The sequence below is a fragment of the Pseudomonas sp. PDM20 genome (assembly GCF_014852575.3).
GTDB lineage: Bacteria > Pseudomonadota > Gammaproteobacteria > Pseudomonadales > Pseudomonadaceae > Pseudomonas.
In genome coordinates, this window is record NZ_CM181224.1 from 2,737,901 (window position 1) to 2,757,022 (window position 19,122).

At 64.1% G+C, this 19,122-nt stretch carries 16 protein-coding genes; 14 read left to right on the forward strand and 2 right to left on the reverse strand.

Annotated features, from left to right (window positions below):
* Positions 1-512: 512 nt before the first annotated feature.
* Together IB261_RS12705 and IB261_RS12710 are read left to right on the forward strand one after the other, a co-directional pair.
* Positions 513-4,367, forward strand: a complete 3,855-nt coding sequence (locus IB261_RS12705; RefSeq protein WP_192382937.1) for an autotransporter outer membrane beta-barrel domain-containing protein — start codon at positions 513-515, stop codon at positions 4,365-4,367.
* Between the two features lie 312 nt (positions 4,368-4,679).
* On the forward strand, positions 4,680-4,907 hold the full coding sequence (locus tag IB261_RS12710) for a tautomerase family protein (RefSeq protein ID WP_081516876.1): 228 nt from the start codon (positions 4,680-4,682) through the stop codon (positions 4,905-4,907).
* A 42-nt stretch (positions 4,908-4,949) separates the two neighbouring features.
* On the opposite strand, the gene IB261_RS12715 is transcribed toward IB261_RS12710, so the two are convergent.
* Positions 4,950-5,870 carry an AraC family transcriptional regulator gene (locus tag IB261_RS12715; protein ID WP_192382936.1) on the reverse strand — a complete coding sequence of 307 codons (921 nt, stop codon included), beginning with the start codon at positions 5,868-5,870 and terminating at the stop codon, positions 4,950-4,952.
* A 172-nt stretch (positions 5,871-6,042) separates the two neighbouring features.
* Here IB261_RS12715 and IB261_RS12720 point away from each other — a divergent pair, with 172 nt between their 5' ends.
* From IB261_RS12720 to IB261_RS12760, 9 genes are all read left to right on the forward strand, one after another.
* A complete protein-coding gene (locus tag IB261_RS12720; RefSeq protein ID WP_192382935.1) occupies positions 6,043-7,092 on the forward strand; it encodes an NAD(P)-dependent alcohol dehydrogenase in 1,050 nt (349 codons plus the stop codon).
* 12 nt (positions 7,093-7,104) lie between these two features.
* A complete protein-coding gene (locus IB261_RS12725; protein ID WP_225606121.1) occupies positions 7,105-8,313 on the forward strand; it encodes an MFS transporter in 1,209 nt (402 codons plus the stop codon).
* Between the two features lie 121 nt (positions 8,314-8,434).
* A complete protein-coding gene (locus IB261_RS12730; protein ID WP_081516880.1) occupies positions 8,435-8,905 on the forward strand; it encodes a (2Fe-2S)-binding protein in 471 nt (156 codons plus the stop codon).
* Positions 8,905-11,151: a xanthine dehydrogenase family protein molybdopterin-binding subunit gene (locus tag IB261_RS12735; RefSeq protein ID WP_192382934.1), complete on the forward strand. Its 2,247-nt coding sequence runs from the start codon at positions 8,905-8,907 to the stop codon at positions 11,149-11,151. Before IB261_RS12730 ends, IB261_RS12735 begins: the two co-directional genes overlap by 1 nt.
* Positions 11,152-11,166: 15 nt before the next feature.
* On the forward strand, positions 11,167-12,510 hold the full coding sequence (locus IB261_RS12740) for a c-type cytochrome (protein ID WP_192382933.1): 1,344 nt from the start codon (positions 11,167-11,169) through the stop codon (positions 12,508-12,510).
* 92 nt (positions 12,511-12,602) lie between these two features.
* On the forward strand, positions 12,603-13,358 hold the full coding sequence (locus IB261_RS12745; RefSeq protein ID WP_192382932.1) for a YkgJ family cysteine cluster protein: 756 nt from the start codon (positions 12,603-12,605) through the stop codon (positions 13,356-13,358).
* A gap of 15 nt (positions 13,359-13,373) precedes the next feature.
* Positions 13,374-14,393, forward strand: a complete 1,020-nt coding sequence (locus tag IB261_RS12750; RefSeq protein WP_192382931.1) for an XdhC family protein — start codon at positions 13,374-13,376, stop codon at positions 14,391-14,393.
* A 35-nt stretch (positions 14,394-14,428) separates the two neighbouring features.
* A complete protein-coding gene (locus IB261_RS12755) occupies positions 14,429-14,926 on the forward strand; it encodes a (R)-mandelonitrile lyase (protein ID WP_065084604.1) in 498 nt (165 codons plus the stop codon).
* On the forward strand, positions 14,895-15,689 hold the full coding sequence (locus tag IB261_RS12760) for a carboxymuconolactone decarboxylase family protein (RefSeq protein ID WP_412548397.1): 795 nt from the start codon (positions 14,895-14,897) through the stop codon (positions 15,687-15,689). Before IB261_RS12755 ends, IB261_RS12760 begins: the two co-directional genes overlap by 32 nt.
* Positions 15,690-15,819: 130 nt before the next feature.
* Here the strand turns inward: IB261_RS12760 and IB261_RS12765 are convergent, their stop codons facing one another.
* Entirely contained in the window at positions 15,820-16,785 is a 966-nt protein-coding gene (locus IB261_RS12765) for a GlxA family transcriptional regulator (protein WP_192382929.1), read from the reverse strand.
* A gap of 96 nt (positions 16,786-16,881) precedes the next feature.
* Between IB261_RS12765 and IB261_RS12770 the strand changes: the two genes are divergently transcribed.
* The 3 genes from IB261_RS12770 (at position 16,882) to IB261_RS12780 (ending at position 19,047) form a co-directional block, all read left to right on the forward strand.
* Positions 16,882-17,331 carry a tautomerase family protein gene (locus IB261_RS12770; RefSeq protein ID WP_192382928.1) on the forward strand — a complete coding sequence of 150 codons (450 nt, stop codon included), beginning with the start codon at positions 16,882-16,884 and terminating at the stop codon, positions 17,329-17,331.
* Between the two features lie 229 nt (positions 17,332-17,560).
* Positions 17,561-18,091: a sigma-70 family RNA polymerase sigma factor gene (locus IB261_RS12775; protein WP_192382927.1), complete on the forward strand. Its 531-nt coding sequence runs from the start codon at positions 17,561-17,563 to the stop codon at positions 18,089-18,091.
* The gene (locus IB261_RS12780; RefSeq protein WP_230986106.1) at positions 18,088-19,047 is read left to right on the forward strand and encodes a FecR domain-containing protein; all 960 of its coding nucleotides are present in this window, start codon (positions 18,088-18,090) and stop codon (positions 19,045-19,047) included. The genes IB261_RS12775 and IB261_RS12780 overlap by 4 nt, the downstream gene beginning before the upstream one ends.
* Positions 19,048-19,122: the final 75 nt, after the last annotated feature.

A 19,122-nucleotide genomic window follows, 5' to 3' on the forward strand; every position in this document is an offset into this window, starting at 1 on the left:
GGATACTTCGCGGCGTAGGAGACAGGTTCAGGAAAGGTGGGAGAGGGTGACAGTCCAGGTGGTTCGCGTATGTAGGCTGGTTCGCCACGACTGGAAGGAAGGCGGATAACACGGCGGGTCATTCGTCCTACAGCTGGAGTGGGCCACTACAGACGGCCGCTCAGCCCCGGCTGGCGCCGCGCACGCTCTGCCTCGAACGGGTGACGCTGGTTGCAGCCTATCGCGCCAAGGTTGCGTGACAGCAGGGGGAACACCGTAGGGGTATCTGGTCATACGCCCGCTTCCGGCCGATTGGTGCCTGTGATGTGGGGCAGTTGCCGACCCATAGCGGACACCTGGCACTGCAATTCGAGCCACTAAGACCTGCACTTCATTTGTAGCGATTTTGACGCCTTGCGCTACATTTCGCTTACAAGCGCCAGCCGGCAGGTGGTCACGACGATATAGGGAGTACGGCGTGCAGCCGAGGCAACGAAACTGCCACGGATGTAACTGCAACAAGGAGGTTCTTCATGCTCCCGCCATTTACGCGGCATTCCCTGCCTGCCTATGCCCGATCCGCTCTGGGCGTCGCCATAGCCAATGCTTTCACCCTGGTGATGCTGCCGGAGACAGCCCATGCGGTCTGTGGGCAGCAAAGCGGCACCTACACGACAACCCAGACCTGTACTCCGGCTAGCGGAATCGCGGCTGACATCACCACGCTGACCGGCACCCAGGTGACCACGGCTGCAGGAAACTCCCTGCTTGCCCGCGCCGCCAACGCGAACACCAGCATCCTGCTCAACGGCACTAAAGTTCAGAGCACACCGTTGACTGCGGTCAGTGCAGTACAGGCTCAGATCACGGGTGGAATCTTGGGGACTGGGGAAGCACTCATCAACTTCCAGAGCGGGAGCAATCTCATCCAGTCAGGAGGCAGCGGCCTGGACGCTGTCGCCATCCTCAACACTAACACTGGTTCATCGACAGTCCTGATTGGCGCCGGCACTGAGGTGAACATCAATAACCGCTCAGTTGGCAGCGAGCGCGATGGTATTGATGTGAGCGCTTCCGGGGGCGGGGACATCGTGTTCCAGCATGCCGGCACTGGGAGCATCCTCACTTACGGCGGAAACAACATCTGGCTGAAGGCAGTTTCCAGTGGGAACGTGAATGCCACGGTGGGTTCTGGCGTCAGCCTTACCGTTGACAACAACGACCCGCTATCGGGAGGCGATCCAAACATCGACGACGAAAACGACCCTCAGGCCGGAACCGGCAACCATGCTGGGGTGCACACCCGCGCCGTCAATGGCGACACGACCGTGAGTAACGCCGCGACCATTCGCGGTATGGGTCAGAACGCTTTCGGCATCTTCACAGAGGGTGGTGCGGGTACGACCAACCTCGCCAATACCGGAAGCATTACCACCGACGGGCTGAACGGCTTCGGCATCCGCTCCATCTCCACCACTGGCAGCATCCATATCGTCAACAGCGGCGATATCACCACCACCGGTAATAACGGCCACGCCATTTACGTTACTGACAATCCTGGTGCGACGGGCGATATCAGCATCCAGAACGACGGCGATCTGGTAGTGGGGAACGACACCGACGCGATTGGTTCACGGGGTATTTACGCCATCAAGCGCGGCACCGGCAGCTTTACCCTGACCGGGAGTGGCAACATCACGGTCAAGAACGGTTCAGTGTCGACTCGAGCAAACGGTATCACCATCACAAGCGCCCAGGACGGCCTGGTGAACTACAGCGGTGAAATCATCACGAGCGGGCCGGGGGCGAGCGCTATTCGCCTGGAATCCATCGATGGCGATGTGACGGTGATCTACACGGGCAAGAAGCTCGAAACACTCAGCACTAACGCTCATGGCATTTACGCAACTGCGCTGCAGGGCAAGGCAACGGTCAGCTCCACCGGCACCATCACCACCCACTCTGAAGGTTCGGGCGGCGTAGGTTCGGGTATTGATGCGTATGGGTTACGCGCAGAGAGCGGTTTCCAGGATGCCAGCGTCACCTACACCGGCACCAAGATCGATGTAAACGGCCAAGGTGCTGCCATCCTTGCCAATACCACCTACAAGACGGGAACAGGCGTCGGCGCTGCCACAGTGGACAACAGCGGGGAGCTGGTCGCCAGAGGCGATAAACAGCGCGGCATACGAACAATAACTGCGACCGGCGACCAGACGGTCATCAACCGTGGGGCGATTACCACCCTGGGAGATACGAACAGCCAGGGGATTCTGGCTCAGGCCTCCGGCGCGGCCACTATCCGCGTGGAGAACAGCGGCAATATCACGACCCATGGGAGCATTGCGTCAGGTATCGATGCGCTCTCGGTCGGTGGATCGGCAAGCGTCACCAACAGCGCGGCGATCCTTGGAGGTTGGGGCCAGAGCACGGGTGTGTCTTTGGCCGGCGAGACCCAGGCGCTGACCAATACCGGCTCCATCGGCGCCCTCAGCGACCGCGCGGTGCTGGGGGATGCCAACGGCCCGGATGCCACCGTAACCATTGATAACGGCGGATCAATCGTCGGCGCAATCAACGCTGCTACTTCTCAGGTAAGCCTCGACAACCAGGGTTCCTGGACGCTGCGCAACTATGCCGACAGCAATGGAGATGGTGTCCGGGACACTTGGGGGGTGGCGGTCAACAACCTCGGAACCGCTGCAGGCAACAGCATCGACAACAGCGGCACCTTGACCTTGGCCGCCCAGCCGAGCAGCGGCATTCTGACCTTCGACACCACGGGTGCTTATCTGCCGCTTGGGCAGAGTGCGAACTCCCCAGTGCTGGGTGGCGCGGTACAAGGCCAGTTGCTGGGCGTAGGAACCTTCACCAACAGTGGCCTGATTGACCTCACCGGGGGTAGTCATGCGGTGGGCAACGTATTGCTCATCAGCAACGCCCAGGTCGCCGGCAGCGCCGGAACCGGTGTGTTTGTATCCAACGGAGGGCGCCTGTTGCTCAACAGCGAGCTCAACGAGGGCGGCCCGAACAGTCATTCGGACATGCTGGTGGTGGATTCCACCGCCACAGGTAGCGGAGGCTCCACCGGGCTGCTGGTTAGGAATGTCGGTGGACAGGGGGCCCTTACCGAGGGCAACGGTATCGCTGTGGTGAACCTGCTGGACACGGCAGTGGCTGCCAGTGACGCCAATGCGTTCAGCCTGGCCCGCCGGGTCGTAGCCGGGCCCTACGAGTACCAGCTCTATCGTGGCGCGCCAGATGGTTCGGGCACCCAGACCTGGTACCTGCGCTCGGACATCGAGCCGACCCCGCCGACGCCACCCGATCCGCCCACTCCGCCGGAACCTCCGACTCCACCTGCGCCACCTGAGCCGCGCACGCCGAACTTCCGTCCCGAAGTCTCGCTGTACGGGGCGTTGCCGGCGCTGGCCCTTGTCTATGGCCGCACCATGGTCGATACCCTGCACGAGCGAGTGGGAGAGGAGCGTCCGACGGCCTGGCAGGAGCCCCCGGCGGAAGACGAGGCGACCTGGGGGCCGTCGCTGGGTTGGGGCCGGGTGATCTACCGCAGCGGCAAGCAGGATGGCGACCGCAAGGACGCCGTGGGTAATACCCCCGAATACAACTACGACTTGACCGCCTTCCAGGTGGGCGCCGACCTGTACCGCAAGGAGCGGGCCGATGGCAGCCATGACCAGGCGGGCTTCTCGCTGGGCATCGGCAGCATGGATGCCGGCGTCAGCCACTACACCGGCCGCAACGCCGGCGATGACACGCTGCGCGCATACAGCCTGGGTGGCTACTGGACGCACTTCGGCCCGGAAGGCTGGTATCTGGATGGCGTCCTGCAGGTCAGTCGCTACGACATCGAAGCGCGCCCCAACGAGCTTGCCAAGCTGGAGACCAGGGGCTGGGGCTACACCGGATCGCTGGAGGGCGGATACCCCTACGAGGCGGACAAGGATCTGTGGATCGAGCCCCAGGCCCAGGTGATCTACAGCTACGTCGATCTCGATGACAGCGATGATGTCGGTGCCGACGTGCGCTTCCGGGATGTCGAATCGCTGATCGGCCGCCTCGGCGTGCGCATTGCCAAGGACTGGGAGACGGAAGGTAGCGACAAGAGTCGTCGTCGCACGCAGGGCTGGGTTCGCCCTAGTGTCTGGCATGAATTCAAGGGGCAGCCCAAGACCGAGTTCTCCTCGCAGTCCGGCTACATCCCGTTCGAGGCGGATATTGATGGCACATGGTGGGAAGCGAACCTCGGCATAGATCACCAGGCCAGCGAGAAAGTGACCTTCACCGTCTCTGCCGGCTACCGCGAGGCCTTTGACGGCGACAGCCATGGGTACGACGCCATGGTCGGATTCAAGTATCTGTTCTAGAGACGTATAGCGGGCCGTCAGGCGCAGGTTTGACGGCTAAGGCTCTCCACTCAGCTTATTCAGTGTCCGCTACTGGCCGTTTCTGCCTCTGGCGAGAGACCGCTACCGACCCATGGCGGACGCTCATTTGCCCTGTCCGGCGGCAAGTAGAACGGCCGATGCAATCAGGTTGGATGTTCAGTGTTGCGCTGAAATTCGAATCCGTGCTGAATGGCTTCGCTTCAAGGGTGGCAGTCGCCCGTCTGCTGGATCTGCTATCAATGGAGCCTGGCTCAGGCTGACCTGATCCTGCCCCCTAACGCGGAGACACCCATGCCACATGTCATTATCAAAATGCTCGAAGGCCGAAGTGAGGCCCTCAAGGTCGAGCTGACAGAAGAAATCGCGAATGCATTGAAGTCGGTCGTCGGGTGCGGGGACGAATCGATATCCGTAGCCATTGAGGATGTGGCGCCTGCGGACTGGAAACGGACGGTTTACGACACCGATATCCTCGGTGCAGGCGACAACCTCTACAAGAAGCCAGGTTACAAGCCCTGAGCTTGGTATCCGCGCGGCCTCGACCCTGCCCAGGCTTCTTGCCTATTCTCGCGGTGCTGCCGCGTCGGCGTGGCCGCGCAAGGACTTGAGGTCCAGCCTGGGCGCGATGCCAAACAGACGACTGTACTCGCGGCTGAACTGGGAGGGGCTTTCATACCCGACCGAGAAGGCCGCCCGTGACACATCCAGGTGCTCATTGAGCATCAGCCGACGAGCCTCGTTCAGGCGCAACCACTTCTGGTATTGCAGCGGGCTCATGGCGGTCAGCTGGCGGAAGTGGTGATGGAAGGTCGGCGGGCTCATTTGAACCCTTGCCGCCAGCTCTTCGATCCGCAGAGGCAAGTGGAAGTTCTGCTTCAGCCAGTCGACGGCCTTGGCGATCCGGTATCCCTGGCTATCCACCGAGGCGATTTGCCGCAAACGCGCTGCCTGGTCGCTTCGCAGCAGGCGGAAGTGGATCTCGCGCTGGATCAGCGGGGCCAGCACGGGAATCGCATCGGGGTCGTCCAGCAAGTCCACCAGACGTCCGAACGAGGAGAGCAGGCCTGGGCTCATGGTGCCGATCCCCACCCCTCTGCTGACAGCCCGCTCGCGGGTCAGTGGCAGGCCGCCCTGGGCGATGAGTTCGGCCAGGATGCGAAGGTCGAGCTTCAGCACCAGTCCTACGCAAGGGGCTTCCTCGCTGGCTTGCAGCACTTCCGAATTGGCCGGCAGATCCAGCGAGGTGACGAGAAAGCGCGATGGGTCATAGGCATATCCCTCAGCGCCCACCCAGAGCTGTTTCTCGCCCTGGGCGACGAGGACGATGCTGGGCTCGACCATGCAGATGCACGGCGGTGACGGGCTGTTGCGGCGGAACAGGCTGAGCCCGGCGATTGCAGTGGAAACGTCGCTCGGTTCGGCGATGCGCGCGGCAATGGCCTGTGCCATCGACTGGGCTGGATGCGGGGTGAGATCGGTCATGCTGTTCGGGTCTGGCACCTGTTTCGCTAGAAGCTACCGCGAGCTTCGGCTCGCTTTCCATCAAAAAGCTGCACGCCCAGAGGATCAGGCAAGTAATCCAGTGGATTGCGCTACTGATTCAGCCGCGCTTGCCCGGACAATGGCCTCCACGAATTGAAGGAGGGCCATTCCCATGCAAGTCAACGCTTATGGTGCCCACGCGGGCAATCAACCCCTTGAGCCGCTGCGTATCAACCGACGTGCTCCGAATGCCCACGACGTGCAGATCGAGATTGCTTTCTGTGGCATCTGCCACTCGGACCTGCACCAGGTGCGCTCCGAGTGGGAGGGTACGCAGTACCCTTGCGTACCGGGCCATGAGATCGTCGGACGGGTGACCCAGGTCGGCGCGCATGTCTCTGCCTTCAAGCCGGGCGATCTGGTCGGTGTCGGCTGCATTGTCGACAGCTGCCAGCACTGCGAAGACTGCGATGCCGGCCTGGAGAACTATTGCGATGGCATGATCGGCACCTACAACTTCCCGACGCCGGACGCGCCGGGCTGGACGCTGGGTGGCTACTCCCAGGCGATTGTCGTGCACGAGCGCTATGTTCTGCGCATCGGCCACCCCGAGGAGCAATTGGCCGCGGTCGCGCCGCTGCTGTGTGCGGGCATCACCACCTACTCTCCGTTGCGCCACTGGAATGCCGGCCCCGGCAAGAAGGTCGGTGTGGTTGGCATCGGCGGCCTTGGTCATATGGGGATCAAGCTGGCCCATGCCATGGGAGCTCATGTGGTGGCCTTCACCACGTCCGAGAACAAGCGCGAAGCCGCTCTGCAACTGGGTGCCGACGAGGTGGTGGTCTCCCGCGACGCCAGTCAGATGGCGGTCCATGCCAAGAGCTTCGACTTCATCCTCAACACCGTGGCGGCGCCCCATGACCTGGATGCCTTCCTGGTCATGCTCAAGCGCGACGGAGCCATGACGCTGGTGGGTGCGCCGGCATCGCCGCATACCTCGCCGAACGTCTTCAACCTGATCATGAAGCGCCGCACGCTGGCTGGCTCGATGATCGGCGGCATTGCGGAAACCCAGGAGATGCTCGATTTCTGCGCAGAGCACGGCATCGTTGCCGATATCGAACTGGTGCGCGCCGAGCAGATCAACGAAGCGTACGAGCGCATGCTGCGCGGCGAGGTCAAGTACCGCTTCGTGATCGATAACGCCAGCCTCGCCGGCTGAGGGGCGCTGCCGATGACGTCTTCTTCCCGCCCAGCCGCCGCGGAACAGGGTTCCTGGGGCGCGGTGCTCGCCATGTCGATGGCGGCCTTCGCCCTGGTTGCCTCCGAGTTCATGCCGGTGAGCCTGCTGACGCCCATCGCCGCCGACCTGGGGGTCTCCGAAGGTCAGGCAGGGCAGGGCATCTCGGTCTCCGGGTTGTTCGCCTTGCTCACCAGTCTGATGATTGCCGCAGTCGCGGCGCGGGTCAGCCGCAAGCCGCTGCTGATTGCACTGACCTTGCTGATGGTGCTGTCAGGTGCGTTGGTGGCTTTCGCCCCGAATTACGCGTGGTTCATGGCCGGGCGTGCGCTGATCGGCATCGCCATCGGTGGCTTCTGGTCGTTGTCAGCCGCTACCGCGATGCGCCTGGTGCCACAGGACCAGGTGTCGCGCGCGCTGGCCATCGTCAATGGCGGAAACGCCCTGGCCACGGTGATCGCCGCGCCCCTGGGCAGCTACCTTGGCGCGCTGATCGGCTGGCGCGGTGCTTTCTTCTGCGTCGTTCCGGTGGCCGTGGCCGCCGCGCTCTGGCTATGGATGAGCCTGCCGGCGCTTCGCATCGAGTCCCGTGCCGCCAGCAGCAATGTCTTTCGTCTGTTGCGCCGGGGCCCGGTGGCCTGGGGCATGCTCGCCGTCAGCGTTTTCTTCATGGGCCAGTTCATGTTGTTCACCTACCTGCGCCCGTTCCTCGAGACGGTTACCCAGGTCAGCCCTTCGGGTCTGTCGCTCACGCTTCTGGTGCTGGGGGTGGCCGGGCTGGCCGGAACCTTCCTGATCGAGGCATTCCTCAAGAGCGGGCTCTACCGAACGCTGATGCTTATCCCGCTGCTGATGGCGCTGCTGGCGCTCGCGCTGATCGGCGTCGGAGCTTCCTCGGTGGCCACCGGCGCGCTGCTGGGGCTCTGGGGCCTGGTTGCGACGGCCGCGCCGGTAGGCTGGTGGACCTGGCTGGCTCGCAGTCTGCCGGATGACGCAGAGGCAGGTGGCGGCCTGATGGTGGCTATCGTTCAGCTGGCCATCGCGCTGGGGGCCACCGTGGGCGGGGTGGTCTTCGATCTGCAAGGCTATCGGGCAACCTTCGAACTCAGCGCTTTCGTGCTGTTGCTGGCTGCTGGGTTCGCGTTCATGGCCTCACGGGAGAGCACATCCGGTTGCGCGTCGGCTTCCCCGAGCGGGTGCTGAGCGGGGCGATTCATGAGCCCTGCTAATGAGAGCTATCGGCAAGCGGCGGCTGTGCAGGGCGGGGCCCATGCTACCGTCCGAAGAGAACACCAAGACCAACCAACGTGATAGCGGGTGAGCCATGGAACTGCGGATCAACCAGAAAACCTATGAGGTCGACGCCGAGGCGGACACGCCGCTGTTGTGGGTCATTCGCGACGACCTGGGACTGACCGGAACCAAATACGGCTGCGGCCTGGCCCAGTGCGGCGCCTGCTCGGTGCTGGTCGACGGCAATGTCGTGCGCTCTTGCGTCACGCCCGTCGCTGGCGTGGTGGGCCGTGAAGTCACCACCATCGAAGCCATCGAGGAGGACGAGGTGGGCAAGCGGGTCGTGACGGCATGGGTCGAGCACCAGGTGGCGCAGTGCGGCTACTGCCAGTCCGGGCAGGTCATGGCGGCCACGGCCCTGCTCAAGCAGACCCCGGAACCGACGGATGCACAGATCGATGCCGCGATGATCAACCTGTGCCGCTGCGGCACTTACAACGCCATCCATGCCGCCGTCCACGATCTGGCAACGGCTGCCGCCACCTCGCAGGAGAAGGTCTGATGAGCCAGCCTATCGAGTTCGAAGACCGCGGTGAGGCCGTCAACCTGTCGCGCCGGCGCTTCCTCCTGGCCTCCGCCGGTGCGGCGGCTGGCGCGCTGGTCCTGGGCTTCGGCCTGCCGTTGGGGTCGGCCAGGATGCAAGCCCTGGCGGCGCCCGGCGAGCGCGGCACGCAGGTGGGCGCCTTCCTGGAAATCCGCCCGGACAACCGAGTGCGTCTGCTGTGCCCCTTCATCGAAGGCGGGCAGGGCACTTATACCGCGATGGCGCAGATTGTCGGCGAGGAGTTGGACGCCGATCCTGCGAGCTTCCTGGTCGAGAGCGCGCCGCCGGGCGAAGCCTACGTGGTGATGGACAACGGCCTGCGGATCACCGGCGGGAGCATGTCGGTGCGCATGAGCTACGACACCATGCGCCGGCTCGGCGCGCTGGCCAGGGCGATGCTGCTGCAGGCGGCGGCCGCGCAGTGGAAGGTGCCTGTCGCGAACCTGAGCACCGAGCCGGGCCGGGTGCTGCATGCCGCCTCGGGCCGCTCGCTGACCTACGGCGAACTGGCCGCCCACGCGCTGGATCTGCCGGTACCCGACGCCGCCAGTGTCACCCTGCGTGACCCCGCCCAGTTCCGCTGGATCGGCAAGCCGGTGCGCCGGGTGGACAGCTACGAGAAGTCCACGGGCAAGGCGTTGTACACCATCGACATGAAGGTCGACGGCATGCTCCATGCTGCCGTCCAGCATGCGCCGCGCCTGGGCATGACGGTGGGCGAACTGCGCAATGAAGATCAGGTCAGGGCGATGAAGGGTGTGCATTCGGTACACCGCCTCGACGGTGCGGTGGCGGTGGTCGCCGAGCGCTGGTGGCATGCCAGGCGCGCGGCGGAAGCCATCCAGGTGCAATGGCAGGAGCCGGCGGCGGATTCGCCGCTGCGAATCATGCCGGCGGATTTCTCCAGCGTGGCCTATCGCGAGCAACTGGCCAGGCAGACCGACCCTGGGCGCGAAGCCGAGAAGGAAGGCGATGCGCAAGGTGTCCTGTCCAAGGCCGCCACCCGGGTCGAGGCCACCTACTACAACCAGTACCTCAACCACGCCCAGCTGGAGCCGCCCGCCACACTGGCGCGGTTCAATGCCGATGGCTCGCTGGACATCTGGCTGCCCAACCAGGCCCAGGACATGTTCCTGGGGGATATCGCTAAACGTGCAGGGGTCGATCCGGCCAGGGTCAAGCTGCACACGCCGTTGCTTGGCGGCTTCTTCGGCCGGCACTTTCTCTACCCCACTGCCAATCCCTATCCGCAGGCCATCGAGCTGGCGAAGGCCGTGGGACGCCCGATCAAGCTGATCTGGAGCCGCGAGGAAGAGTTTCTGCGTGACGTGTTGCGGCCGATGGCGGTGGTCAGGTTCCGTGCCGCGCTGGACGACAAGGGCCTGCCCGTGGCGCTGGAAGCCGTCAGCGCTACCGAAGGGCCGACGGAGGGCATTGCCGGCAAGCAGGGCGACAAGCTCGACCCCACCGCGCTCGAGGGCCTGGCCGGCAAGTCCTATGCGATCCCCAATCGACGCATCGCCCAGGTCTATGCCAAGGGGCCGGTGATGCTGGGCTATTGGCGCTCGGTGGGCAATTCGCTCAACGACTTCTTCTACGAAGCCTTCCTCGATGAACTGGCCGACAAGGGTGGCCACGATCCCTTCGAGCTGCGCCTGCACCTGTTGCAGGGCAATGCGCGGTTGCTGCACCTGCTGAAAACCGTGGGCGAACTCTCGGGGGGCTGGAAGCGCGGGCCGTTCGACGCCCCGGATGGTTCGCGCCGAGCGCGCGGCGTGGCCATGGCTTCGCCTTTCGGCACGGAGACCGCCGTGATTGCCGAAGTGTCCATCGAGAATGGGCAGGTCAGGGTGCATGACATCTGGCAGGCAATCGACCCGGGCAGCATCGTCAACCCGGCCATCGTCGAGGCCCAGGTCAATGGCGCGGTGTCCCTGGGCTTGTCCCAGGCCCTGGTGGAGGAAGCCGTCTACGTTGACGGCAAGCCACGTGCGCGCAATTACGACCTCTATCCCATCCTGCCGCCCTCACGCATGGCGCGGGTGCATGTGAAGGTGATCGAGAGCGGCGCGAAGATGGGCGGGATCGGCGAGCCGCCGTTGCCGGCTGTGGCGCCGGCAGTAGCCAACGCGGTGTCCAGACTCACCGGCCAGCGCATCCGCAGCATGCCGCTGTCGGCTTATGACTTCAGCAAAACCGCCTGACCGGAGGCCTTGCCCATGAGCAGACGCCCATTCGCAGGATATGTCGGCGCGCTGGCGCTGGCCGGTGTCGCAGCCGCGTGCCTGATGGCCTGGTATGGGACTCGCCAGCCAGGTTCGACTTTCGATTCCGCCGTCAGCAACGCAACCGACGAAGCGTTGGTCCGCCAGGGTGAGTACGTCGCCCGTGCCAGCGATTGCGTGGCTTGCCACAGCCTGCCAGACGGCCCGGCCTTCGCCGGCGGTTTGAAGATGGCCACCCCGCTGGGTGCGATCTACGCCACCAACATCACGCCGGACGACAACGCGGGAATCGGCAAGTACAGCCTGGCGGACTTTGACCGTGCTGTGCGCCACGGCGTGGCGCCGGGCGGCCGGCGACTCTATCCGGCGATGCCCTATCCGTCCTATGCCAAGCTCCGCGATGAGGATGTGCGCGCGTTGTACGCCTTCTTCATGTCGGGCGTCCGGCCATCGGAGCGGGCCAACACGGCCAGCGAGATACCCTGGCCGTTGAACATGCGCTGGCCCATCGCGCTGTGGAATGCGCTGTTCACCGACTCCTCGCCCTTCACCGATCAAGCGGGCAAGGACGCACAGTGGAACCGTGGCGCCTATCTCGTACAGGGCGCCGGGCACTGTGGCAGCTGCCACACCCCGCGCGGCCTGGCCTTCAACGAGAAGGCCCTGAGCAAGTCAGGCGCGCCATTCCTGGCCGGCGCTCTGCTCGATGGCTGGTATGCCCCGAGTCTGCGCAACGACCCCAACACCGGGCTGGGACGCTGGAGCGAAGAGGAGGTTGCGCGGTTCCTCAAGACGGGCCGCAACCAGCATGCGGTGGTCTACGGATCGATGACCGAGGCGTTCAACAACTCCACGCAATTCCTGACCGATGCGGACCTCGGCGCTATCGCCCATTACCTCAAGTCCCTGCCTGGCGACCCTGTTCGTGACGGGCCTGCCTGGCAGTACCAGAGTGCCGAGGCTGCGGCCTTCAACTCGCCCGGCGGCCATCTCTATCTGACACGCTGCGCGAGCTGTCATGGCGCCGACGGCAAGGGCCAGAACGAATGGATGCCGCCGCTGGCCGGCGCTACTTCGGCGATGACGCCAATCGCCGATTCGGCCATCAACATCAGCCTCAACGGGGCGCTGCGCGTGGTCAGCGCCGGGGTGCCGGATGCGTACCGCATGCCGGCCTTCCGCGAGCAGTTGTCGGACCAGGAGATCGCCGCTGTCGTGAGCTTCGTGCGGACCACCTGGGGAAACCAGGGCGGCAAGGTGGACCCGAAGGCAGTCGCCCGGCTGCGCGAGCATACCGATCCGGCCAGTCCGACGCCGATCGTGCTGCATATGCGTTGAGGCAGGCATGACAGACACACTGACTCCACCCATCTCAAGCACTACCAGGCCATGGCCGGGAACGCCGGCGAGCCGCTCGCGGGAGTTCGCTGATGGATAACGCTGGCGCGGTGAAGTTTGCCTGCGTGGGTTGCGGTGCCTGTTGCCGTGGCCGGTTCGTACCGCTGACCGGGGACGAAGCCTTTGCCTGGCTGGCCCGCGGTGGCGATGTGGCGATCCTGCTGGAAGCATTCCTGCTCGAGCCGGCGCGAAGCCATGAGCCACGCTACGCCCATGACAGTGGTCGCGCTGGCGTTGGCCGGTCGGGCTCTGCAGACCTCAATGTCATCGCCATATTTGCCGGCGTGGCTCAGCCGCAATGCCCGAACCTCGGCGACGATAACCTTTGTGCAATCTATGCGGAGCGGCCCCTGGTTTGCCGGATCTATCCGATGGAGATCAATCCTTTCATCCCGCTGAACCCCTTGGCGAAGGATTGTCCGCCGGAATCCTGGGGCCGCGCCGACAGTGACGTGCTGATAGCCACCGATCACCGTGTGAATCCCGAGTTCGCCGCGTTGATCGAGGCGTCGCGCGAGGCTGATCGACGCGATTCTGCATCGAAGCTGTCTATCTGCCAGGACTTGGGATATTCGGTGGCGGGTTGGAAAGGCAATGGGCTGACGCTTTACCTGCCAGAGCGGCAACGTCTTGTCGAAGCTTTTTCCGCCGCGACGCAGCGGCAGGTGATCGCTTCGCAGTGGACTGTACAGGTGCAGGGGAGGGCGTTGGAGGACTCACTGCAGCGCCGGGGAATCCGATTGAACGACACCGCCGGCGAGCACGTTTTTGTGCCGGCTGGGCAATGAGGTTGCGGAGCCTGGATGGAAAGTATCGATCTGTTGGTCCTGCGAACCGCCCGTGACTGGCTGGCCGCGGGCGAGCGCGTGATGCTGGTGACGGTGGCGCGCACCTGGGGTTCTTCTCCGCGGCCGGTGGGCTCGATGATGGCCCTGCGCAACGACGGCCGGGTTGTAGGCAGCGTGTCGGGCGGATGCATCGAGGATGACCTCATTCATCGACATACCACTGCCTACGGCGGAACAGGGTTGCCACAAGCTCGCCCCCAACTGGTTCGCTATGGCGTGAGCGCTGAAGAAGCACACCGTTTTGGCTTGCCTTGTGGCGGCACGCTGGAGCTGATCCTTGAGTTCGAGCCCGACCTGGCGGCTCTGCAACAACTGCTGGGGAGCCTCGACCAGGGGCAACTGATGCGGCGCAAGCTGGACATCGAGACGGGGCGAACGAGCCTCGAAAGCACGGCAACACCGGATGAGTTCATCTTCGACGGCCGGCGGATGGTCAGCACGCTGGGCCCGGGCTACCGCATGTTGCTGATCGGTGCCGGCGCGCTGGCCGAGTACGTCGCCACGATGGCGCAGTTCAACGGGTTCCAGGTCACCCTCTGCGACCCTCGCCCACAGTACCTGGAGAGTTGGAGCGTTGCTGGCGTGCAGCGCATTCAGGACATGCCGGATGACGTCGTCAGAGCTTTCGCGCCGGATGTCCGCAGTTGCGTCATCGCGCTCAGTCACGATCCGAAGCTGGACGATCTGGCTTTGCTGGAGGCGCTGCGTGGCCCGGCGTTCTACATCGGGGCGATTGGCTCGCGGCGCAACAGCGAAAGCCGGCGCGCTCGCCTGATCGAGCATTTTGGCGAGACGCAGGAGTCGCTCCAACGACTGCGCGGGCCCATCGGCATCTATATCGGCAGCAAGACCCCGCCGGAAATCGCAGTCAGTGTCATGGCGGAAGTTCTCGCTGCCAAGAACGCCGTCGCTCTGCCTGCGGAACTCGCGGTATCCCATGCCAAGCAACTGCAGGATCGGCGCCGCCGGGCCTGATCGATCACGCCAACCTATCTTCGGAGATGACCAGCATGAGCAAGAAAATTGTCGATGCCGTCCTGTGCGGAGCGGCCATGCAGGCTGCCGTGGCCAGCGCCGCTGAGCCGGCAACTGCAAACACGCAGCAGATCAGCCGTGCCGGAACGCAGGCGTCGATGGCAGGTCCGGAGCAGTACTTCACCGGGCGCGTGCGGATCGATCCGGTCTGGCCTGCCGACGATCAGATCAATGCCTCGGGTGGTCTGGTGACCTTCGAGCCCGGAGCCCGTTCGGCCTGGCACACCCACCCGGCAGGGCAGCGGCTGTTAGTCACTACCGGGGTCGGCCTCACCCAGGAGTGGGGCAAGCCGGTTCAGGTCATTCGCCCTGGCGATGTGGTCTGGTGCCCGGCCGGCGTCAAGCATTGGCATGGCGCCGCACCGGGTACCGCCATGACCCACCTGGCGGTCACTGGCTCGGTGAATGGAAAGAATGTCGAATGGATGGAGAAAGTCACCGATGAACAATACAACGCCGAGCGGGCTGACTGACCCGCGCCGGGCGGCCCGCGCACTCGGGGTTGCCCTGGGCCTGGTTTGTACGCTGGGCGTCATGACACAGACACTGGCCGCACAGGAGAACCGATCCATGGCTGAGAACGACACATCAACCCCTCAGAGTGACACGCTCGATGATCGCCAGCGAAGCATCGTGCCCATCGCCGCCTTCGCGGCAGCGGGGGATATTGCTGGTCTGAACCGTGCGATCAATCAGGGACTGGATGCCGGGCTGACCATCAGCGAGGCGCGCGAGGTGCTGGTCCAGCTGTACGCCTATGCAGGCTTTCCTCGAAGCCTGAATGCACTGGGCGAGTTGATGAAGGTGGTACAGGCACGCAAGCAGCAAGGAATCGTGGACCAACCGGGGCGCGGACCCGGCAAATCGATTCCCAAAGGGGATGAGCTTCTGGCGGCGGGTACCGCAAACCAGACCAGGTTGTCCGGCGCCCCGGTGGAAGGTGCTTTGTTCGACTTCGCGCCGGTCGCCAATGAATACCTGCGCACGCATCTTTTCGGCGACATCTTCGAGCGAGACAACCTGGATTGGCAAAGTCGGGAAATTGCCACCGTGGCGATGCTCTCTGCACTGGAGGGCGTAGCGCCACAACTGCAGGCCCATATCCGTATCGCCATGAACACGGGGGTTACGCCGCAGCAGCTCCGTCAGCTGATCCGGGTGCTGGCCGAACAGGTCAGTGCCGACGCATCGCGGCGGGCAAGCGAGGCGTTGGACCTGCATCTGGCTGCCAAGTAACCGAGCGTCGCACACGGTCGGGACGATGGATCGAATACTCGCAACGTCCGTTCCTGGCCGATTTCTGCCAGCGACGTGGGCAGCTGCCGACCCATGGCGGACGTTCAGAAATGCTAAAGCAGCCGCTCGATCAGCCCTGGCGCAATTGCCGTGGTGTCGCGTTCAGGAATCGACGCATCAAGCGCCGCAGAGCTGTTGCGTCCTGGTAACCGACCTGCGCCGCGACCGCTTCGACGGAGTATTCGCCAGACTCGAGCAGCGCTCGGGCCCTGCTCAACTGCACTCGCTGGATGAGTTGCCGAGTGGAATGCCCCGTCGCCTTGTGGACGTGACGCGACAGGGTCCGCTCGGACATGCCGACGCTCGCGGCAAGTGCCTTGACGCCGGGCAGGTCCGGCAGCGAGTCCTCGATCTGTGCGGTCAGGCGTGAGACCAGGGCATTTCCCTGCACCAGCATGGCGGGGATCACGAATGGCGACTGCAGTTGCCGGCGGTCGAGCAGGAGAGCTTTGCTTACGGAGTTGGCGATTTCGGGCGACAAGCGCCGCCGTAGCAGATGCAGCATGAGGTCTGTTTGAGCGAAGGCGGCCCCCGCGGTGGTCAAGGGAGGATCGGCCAGCACCATGAAGTCCGGGTCGACACGGCAGCCCGGAGCGATTTCCTGCAGATGTGGCGCCAGCCACCAGGAGGTTGTCACCCGTCGCCCGTCCAGTAGCCCTGCCGCATGCAGCAGGAAGACGGCAGAGCATGACGCGGCAATCTCCTTGCCGTTTACGACGTGAGTCTTTAGCGCCGAGATCAACGGGCTCGCCCAAGGCTCTTCGAGGCGCTGCTGAAGCAGGTCGATGTCACTGACGCCAATACCCGGTATGACCCAGCAGGAGTTGTCCTGGGCGTCATGCTCGATGGGGGCCACCTGCAGTTGCAGACCATGCCCCAGCGTCACCGATCCGGGTTGAGGGCCACATATCCGCCAGCGTGGTGCGGCCAGGCCGTGCCGCTCGCCGACGCTGACTGCGGTGGCGAGTATGTCCAGAGTGGAGGCCACGCTCGAGGCGAATGCTCCCGGTATGACCACAATGGTGAAATCGTGCATTGTCCGATTATGCTCGAAAGAGGACGGATAGGACACTTTTGCCAGCAGCGGACGCCAGGCTCAATAGCGCCTCAATCCATCGTCAAGGTTTCAGCCATGCCCAACATCCTGATCAAGGTACCGACCGGCGCATTCAGCGATCAGCAGCGAGCGCGACTGTTGACTCGCGTCAGCGAGACAGCCATCGCTCATGAGCGCATAGGAAACGATCCTCGGCAGCGCAGCCTGTGCTGGGTGCTCATCGAGGAGGTTCGGGCTGCCGACTGGACCTGTGGCGGCCTTGGCGTGCATGCCCATGCCATTCCCTGCATCGTCATGGTCAAGGTACCTGCCGGTGTCCTCGATGAGCAGATGCGCAAGGACTACGTGCTCGGCCTGCACCAGGCAATCGAAGAAAGCACAGAGCCGGATGACGGACGCATGCTGATGACTTCGATACAGCTGACGGACATTCCCGATGGCACATGGGGTGCGAACGGCAGTCTTTGGCGCCTGGCCGATTTCACCCGAGCTGCCGGGTACCGGCATCTTCTCCCTGGTGCCTAGACGGCCATACCAGGTCGGGAGGCAAGGAGCGGCCACAATCCTTCCTCCCGCATATACCCGCGATTGGCCGATCGCTGCCCTTGTTCAGCGGTAGCTATCGGCCCCTGGCAGACATCAGCCAGATAAATACCGCAGCAATACACCTTGCCGCGCATTCATGAAGATTGCCCAGCTTCCCATGGGATTGATATGATAATTATTCCCATTTGCGCCTGGAAGATGATTGGTGATGACGAGCCAGGGCCCGATCCGGCAGCTGGAGGTCGGCGACCTCTATAAGGAACAGCATCGCTGGCTGCGTGGCTGGTTGCGCAGTCGTGTGGAATGCAGCCAACTGGCGGCTGACCTGGTTCAGGACGTCTTCCTCCGCCTGCTCGGCAGTACCGACCGGCAGGGGCGCATCGAAGCGGTGCGTGAGCCACGCAGCTTTCTGGCGACGGTCGCGCGCCGGTTGATGATCGATCACTTCCGTCGTCAGCGCCTGGAGCGTGCGTGGCTGCAGGCGCTGGCCGAGGTGCCGGAAGCCCTGGACATATCCGCCGAGGATCGGCTGATCCTTATGGAAACCCTGGTCGAACTCGACGCCATGCTTGCCGCGCTCGGCGACAAGGTGCGCCAGGCCTTTCTGTTATCCCAGCTCGACGGCATGACCTACCGCTGCATTGCCCAGACTCTTGGCGTGTCGCTCGTCACGGTGAACCGCTACATCGCCAAGGCCTCGCGTCATTGCATGCTCTACAGCCTGGAGCACGGCTTGTGAGCGGCGCCGGCATCAGCGCCGCGCAACTGGATTCCATCGAACAGGCGGCAGACTGGTTCAGCCTGTTTGCCAGCGGTGACGCGGTTGCCGCGGATCGCGAAGCCTGGCAGCGCTGGCTGAATGCATCCCCGCACAACGGTTGGGCCTGGCAGCAGGCTGAGAGATTGCAGCGGCGCATGCAGGGGATGCCCGGTGATTTCAGCGGACGTGTCTTCGGCCTTGCGCGGGAGGATAGGCGCAGCAACCGTCGCACCGTACTCAAAGGCATGCTGCTGGCCCTCGGGACGGGCGCTCTCGGGCTGGCCGGGTACCGCGAGGTCGAGCAGGGCGCGCTGTTCGCCGATTACCGCAGTGCCATTGGGGAGCGGCTCCCGGTCACCCTCGCCGATGGCAGCCAGTTGCTGCTCAATACCCAGAGCGCCCTGGACGTCGCTTATGCCGACGGGCAATGCCGGGTGACCTTGCGCAGCGGTGAAGTGCTGGTGAACGCCCTGGCCGGCTCGAGCCTTAGCGTGACAACGGGGCAGGGCGACGTCCGTGCCGTGGGCGGGCGTTTTTCGGTGCGCCAGTTCGATGCTGTATCTCAGGTAGAGGCCTACAGCGGGCAGGTGCAGGTGCAGCCGAAGTACGCATCGGGTGTTACCACGCTGGATCAGGGGCGGGCCTGTCGGTTCGGTGCCGTCGAGGTGGTCTCCACGCGGAGGCTGGATTACGCAGCGGATGCCTGGTCTCGCGGGCTGCTGATCGCCAACGACCAGCGCCTGGCCGACTTCCTGGCCGACCTGGGGCGCTACCGGCCCGGCCTGCTGCGCTGCGACCCGCAGGTGGCGGACTTGCGCCTGAGCGGCACCTTCGAGCTGGACGACACCGAACAGACTTTTCGTGCGCTGGCCAGCGCCTTGCCGGTGCGCGTGGAGCGTCGCACACGCTTCTGGATCACGGTCGTGCCGGCCTGATCAGAAAATAATTCATGTGGGGTGATATCAATTCGCATCTTCGTTCGACCCATGAAAGACGGCCGATTCATACGG

Coding starts and splice junctions, on each gene's coding strand:
- IB261_RS12750 (WP_192382931.1), top strand. CDS start 13,374: ATGGAAAGTATCGATCTGTTGGTCCTGCGAACCGCCCGTGACTGGCTG.
- IB261_RS12720 (WP_192382935.1), top strand. CDS start 6,043: ATGCAAGTCAACGCTTATGGTGCCCACGCGGGCAATCAACCCCTTGAG.
- IB261_RS12735 (WP_192382934.1), top strand. CDS start 8,905: ATGAGCCAGCCTATCGAGTTCGAAGACCGCGGTGAGGCCGTCAACCTG.
- IB261_RS12765 (WP_192382929.1), bottom strand. CDS start 16,785: ATGCACGATTTCACCATTGTGGTCATACCGGGAGCATTCGCCTCGAGC.
- IB261_RS12755 (WP_065084604.1), top strand. CDS start 14,429: ATGAGCAAGAAAATTGTCGATGCCGTCCTGTGCGGAGCGGCCATGCAG.
- IB261_RS12705 (WP_192382937.1), top strand. CDS start 513: ATGCTCCCGCCATTTACGCGGCATTCCCTGCCTGCCTATGCCCGATCC.
- IB261_RS12745 (WP_192382932.1), top strand. CDS start 12,603: ATGGATAACGCTGGCGCGGTGAAGTTTGCCTGCGTGGGTTGCGGTGCC.
- IB261_RS12730 (WP_081516880.1), top strand. CDS start 8,435: ATGGAACTGCGGATCAACCAGAAAACCTATGAGGTCGACGCCGAGGCG.
- IB261_RS12725 (WP_225606121.1), top strand. CDS start 7,105: ATGACGTCTTCTTCCCGCCCAGCCGCCGCGGAACAGGGTTCCTGGGGC.
- IB261_RS12740 (WP_192382933.1), top strand. CDS start 11,167: ATGAGCAGACGCCCATTCGCAGGATATGTCGGCGCGCTGGCGCTGGCC.
- IB261_RS12710 (WP_081516876.1), top strand. CDS start 4,680: ATGCCACATGTCATTATCAAAATGCTCGAAGGCCGAAGTGAGGCCCTC.
- IB261_RS12770 (WP_192382928.1), top strand. CDS start 16,882: ATGCCCAACATCCTGATCAAGGTACCGACCGGCGCATTCAGCGATCAG.
- IB261_RS12715 (WP_192382936.1), bottom strand. CDS start 5,870: ATGACCGATCTCACCCCGCATCCAGCCCAGTCGATGGCACAGGCCATT.
- IB261_RS12760 (WP_412548397.1), top strand. CDS start 14,895: ATGAACAATACAACGCCGAGCGGGCTGACTGACCCGCGCCGGGCGGCC.
- IB261_RS12775 (WP_192382927.1), top strand. CDS start 17,561: ATGACGAGCCAGGGCCCGATCCGGCAGCTGGAGGTCGGCGACCTCTAT.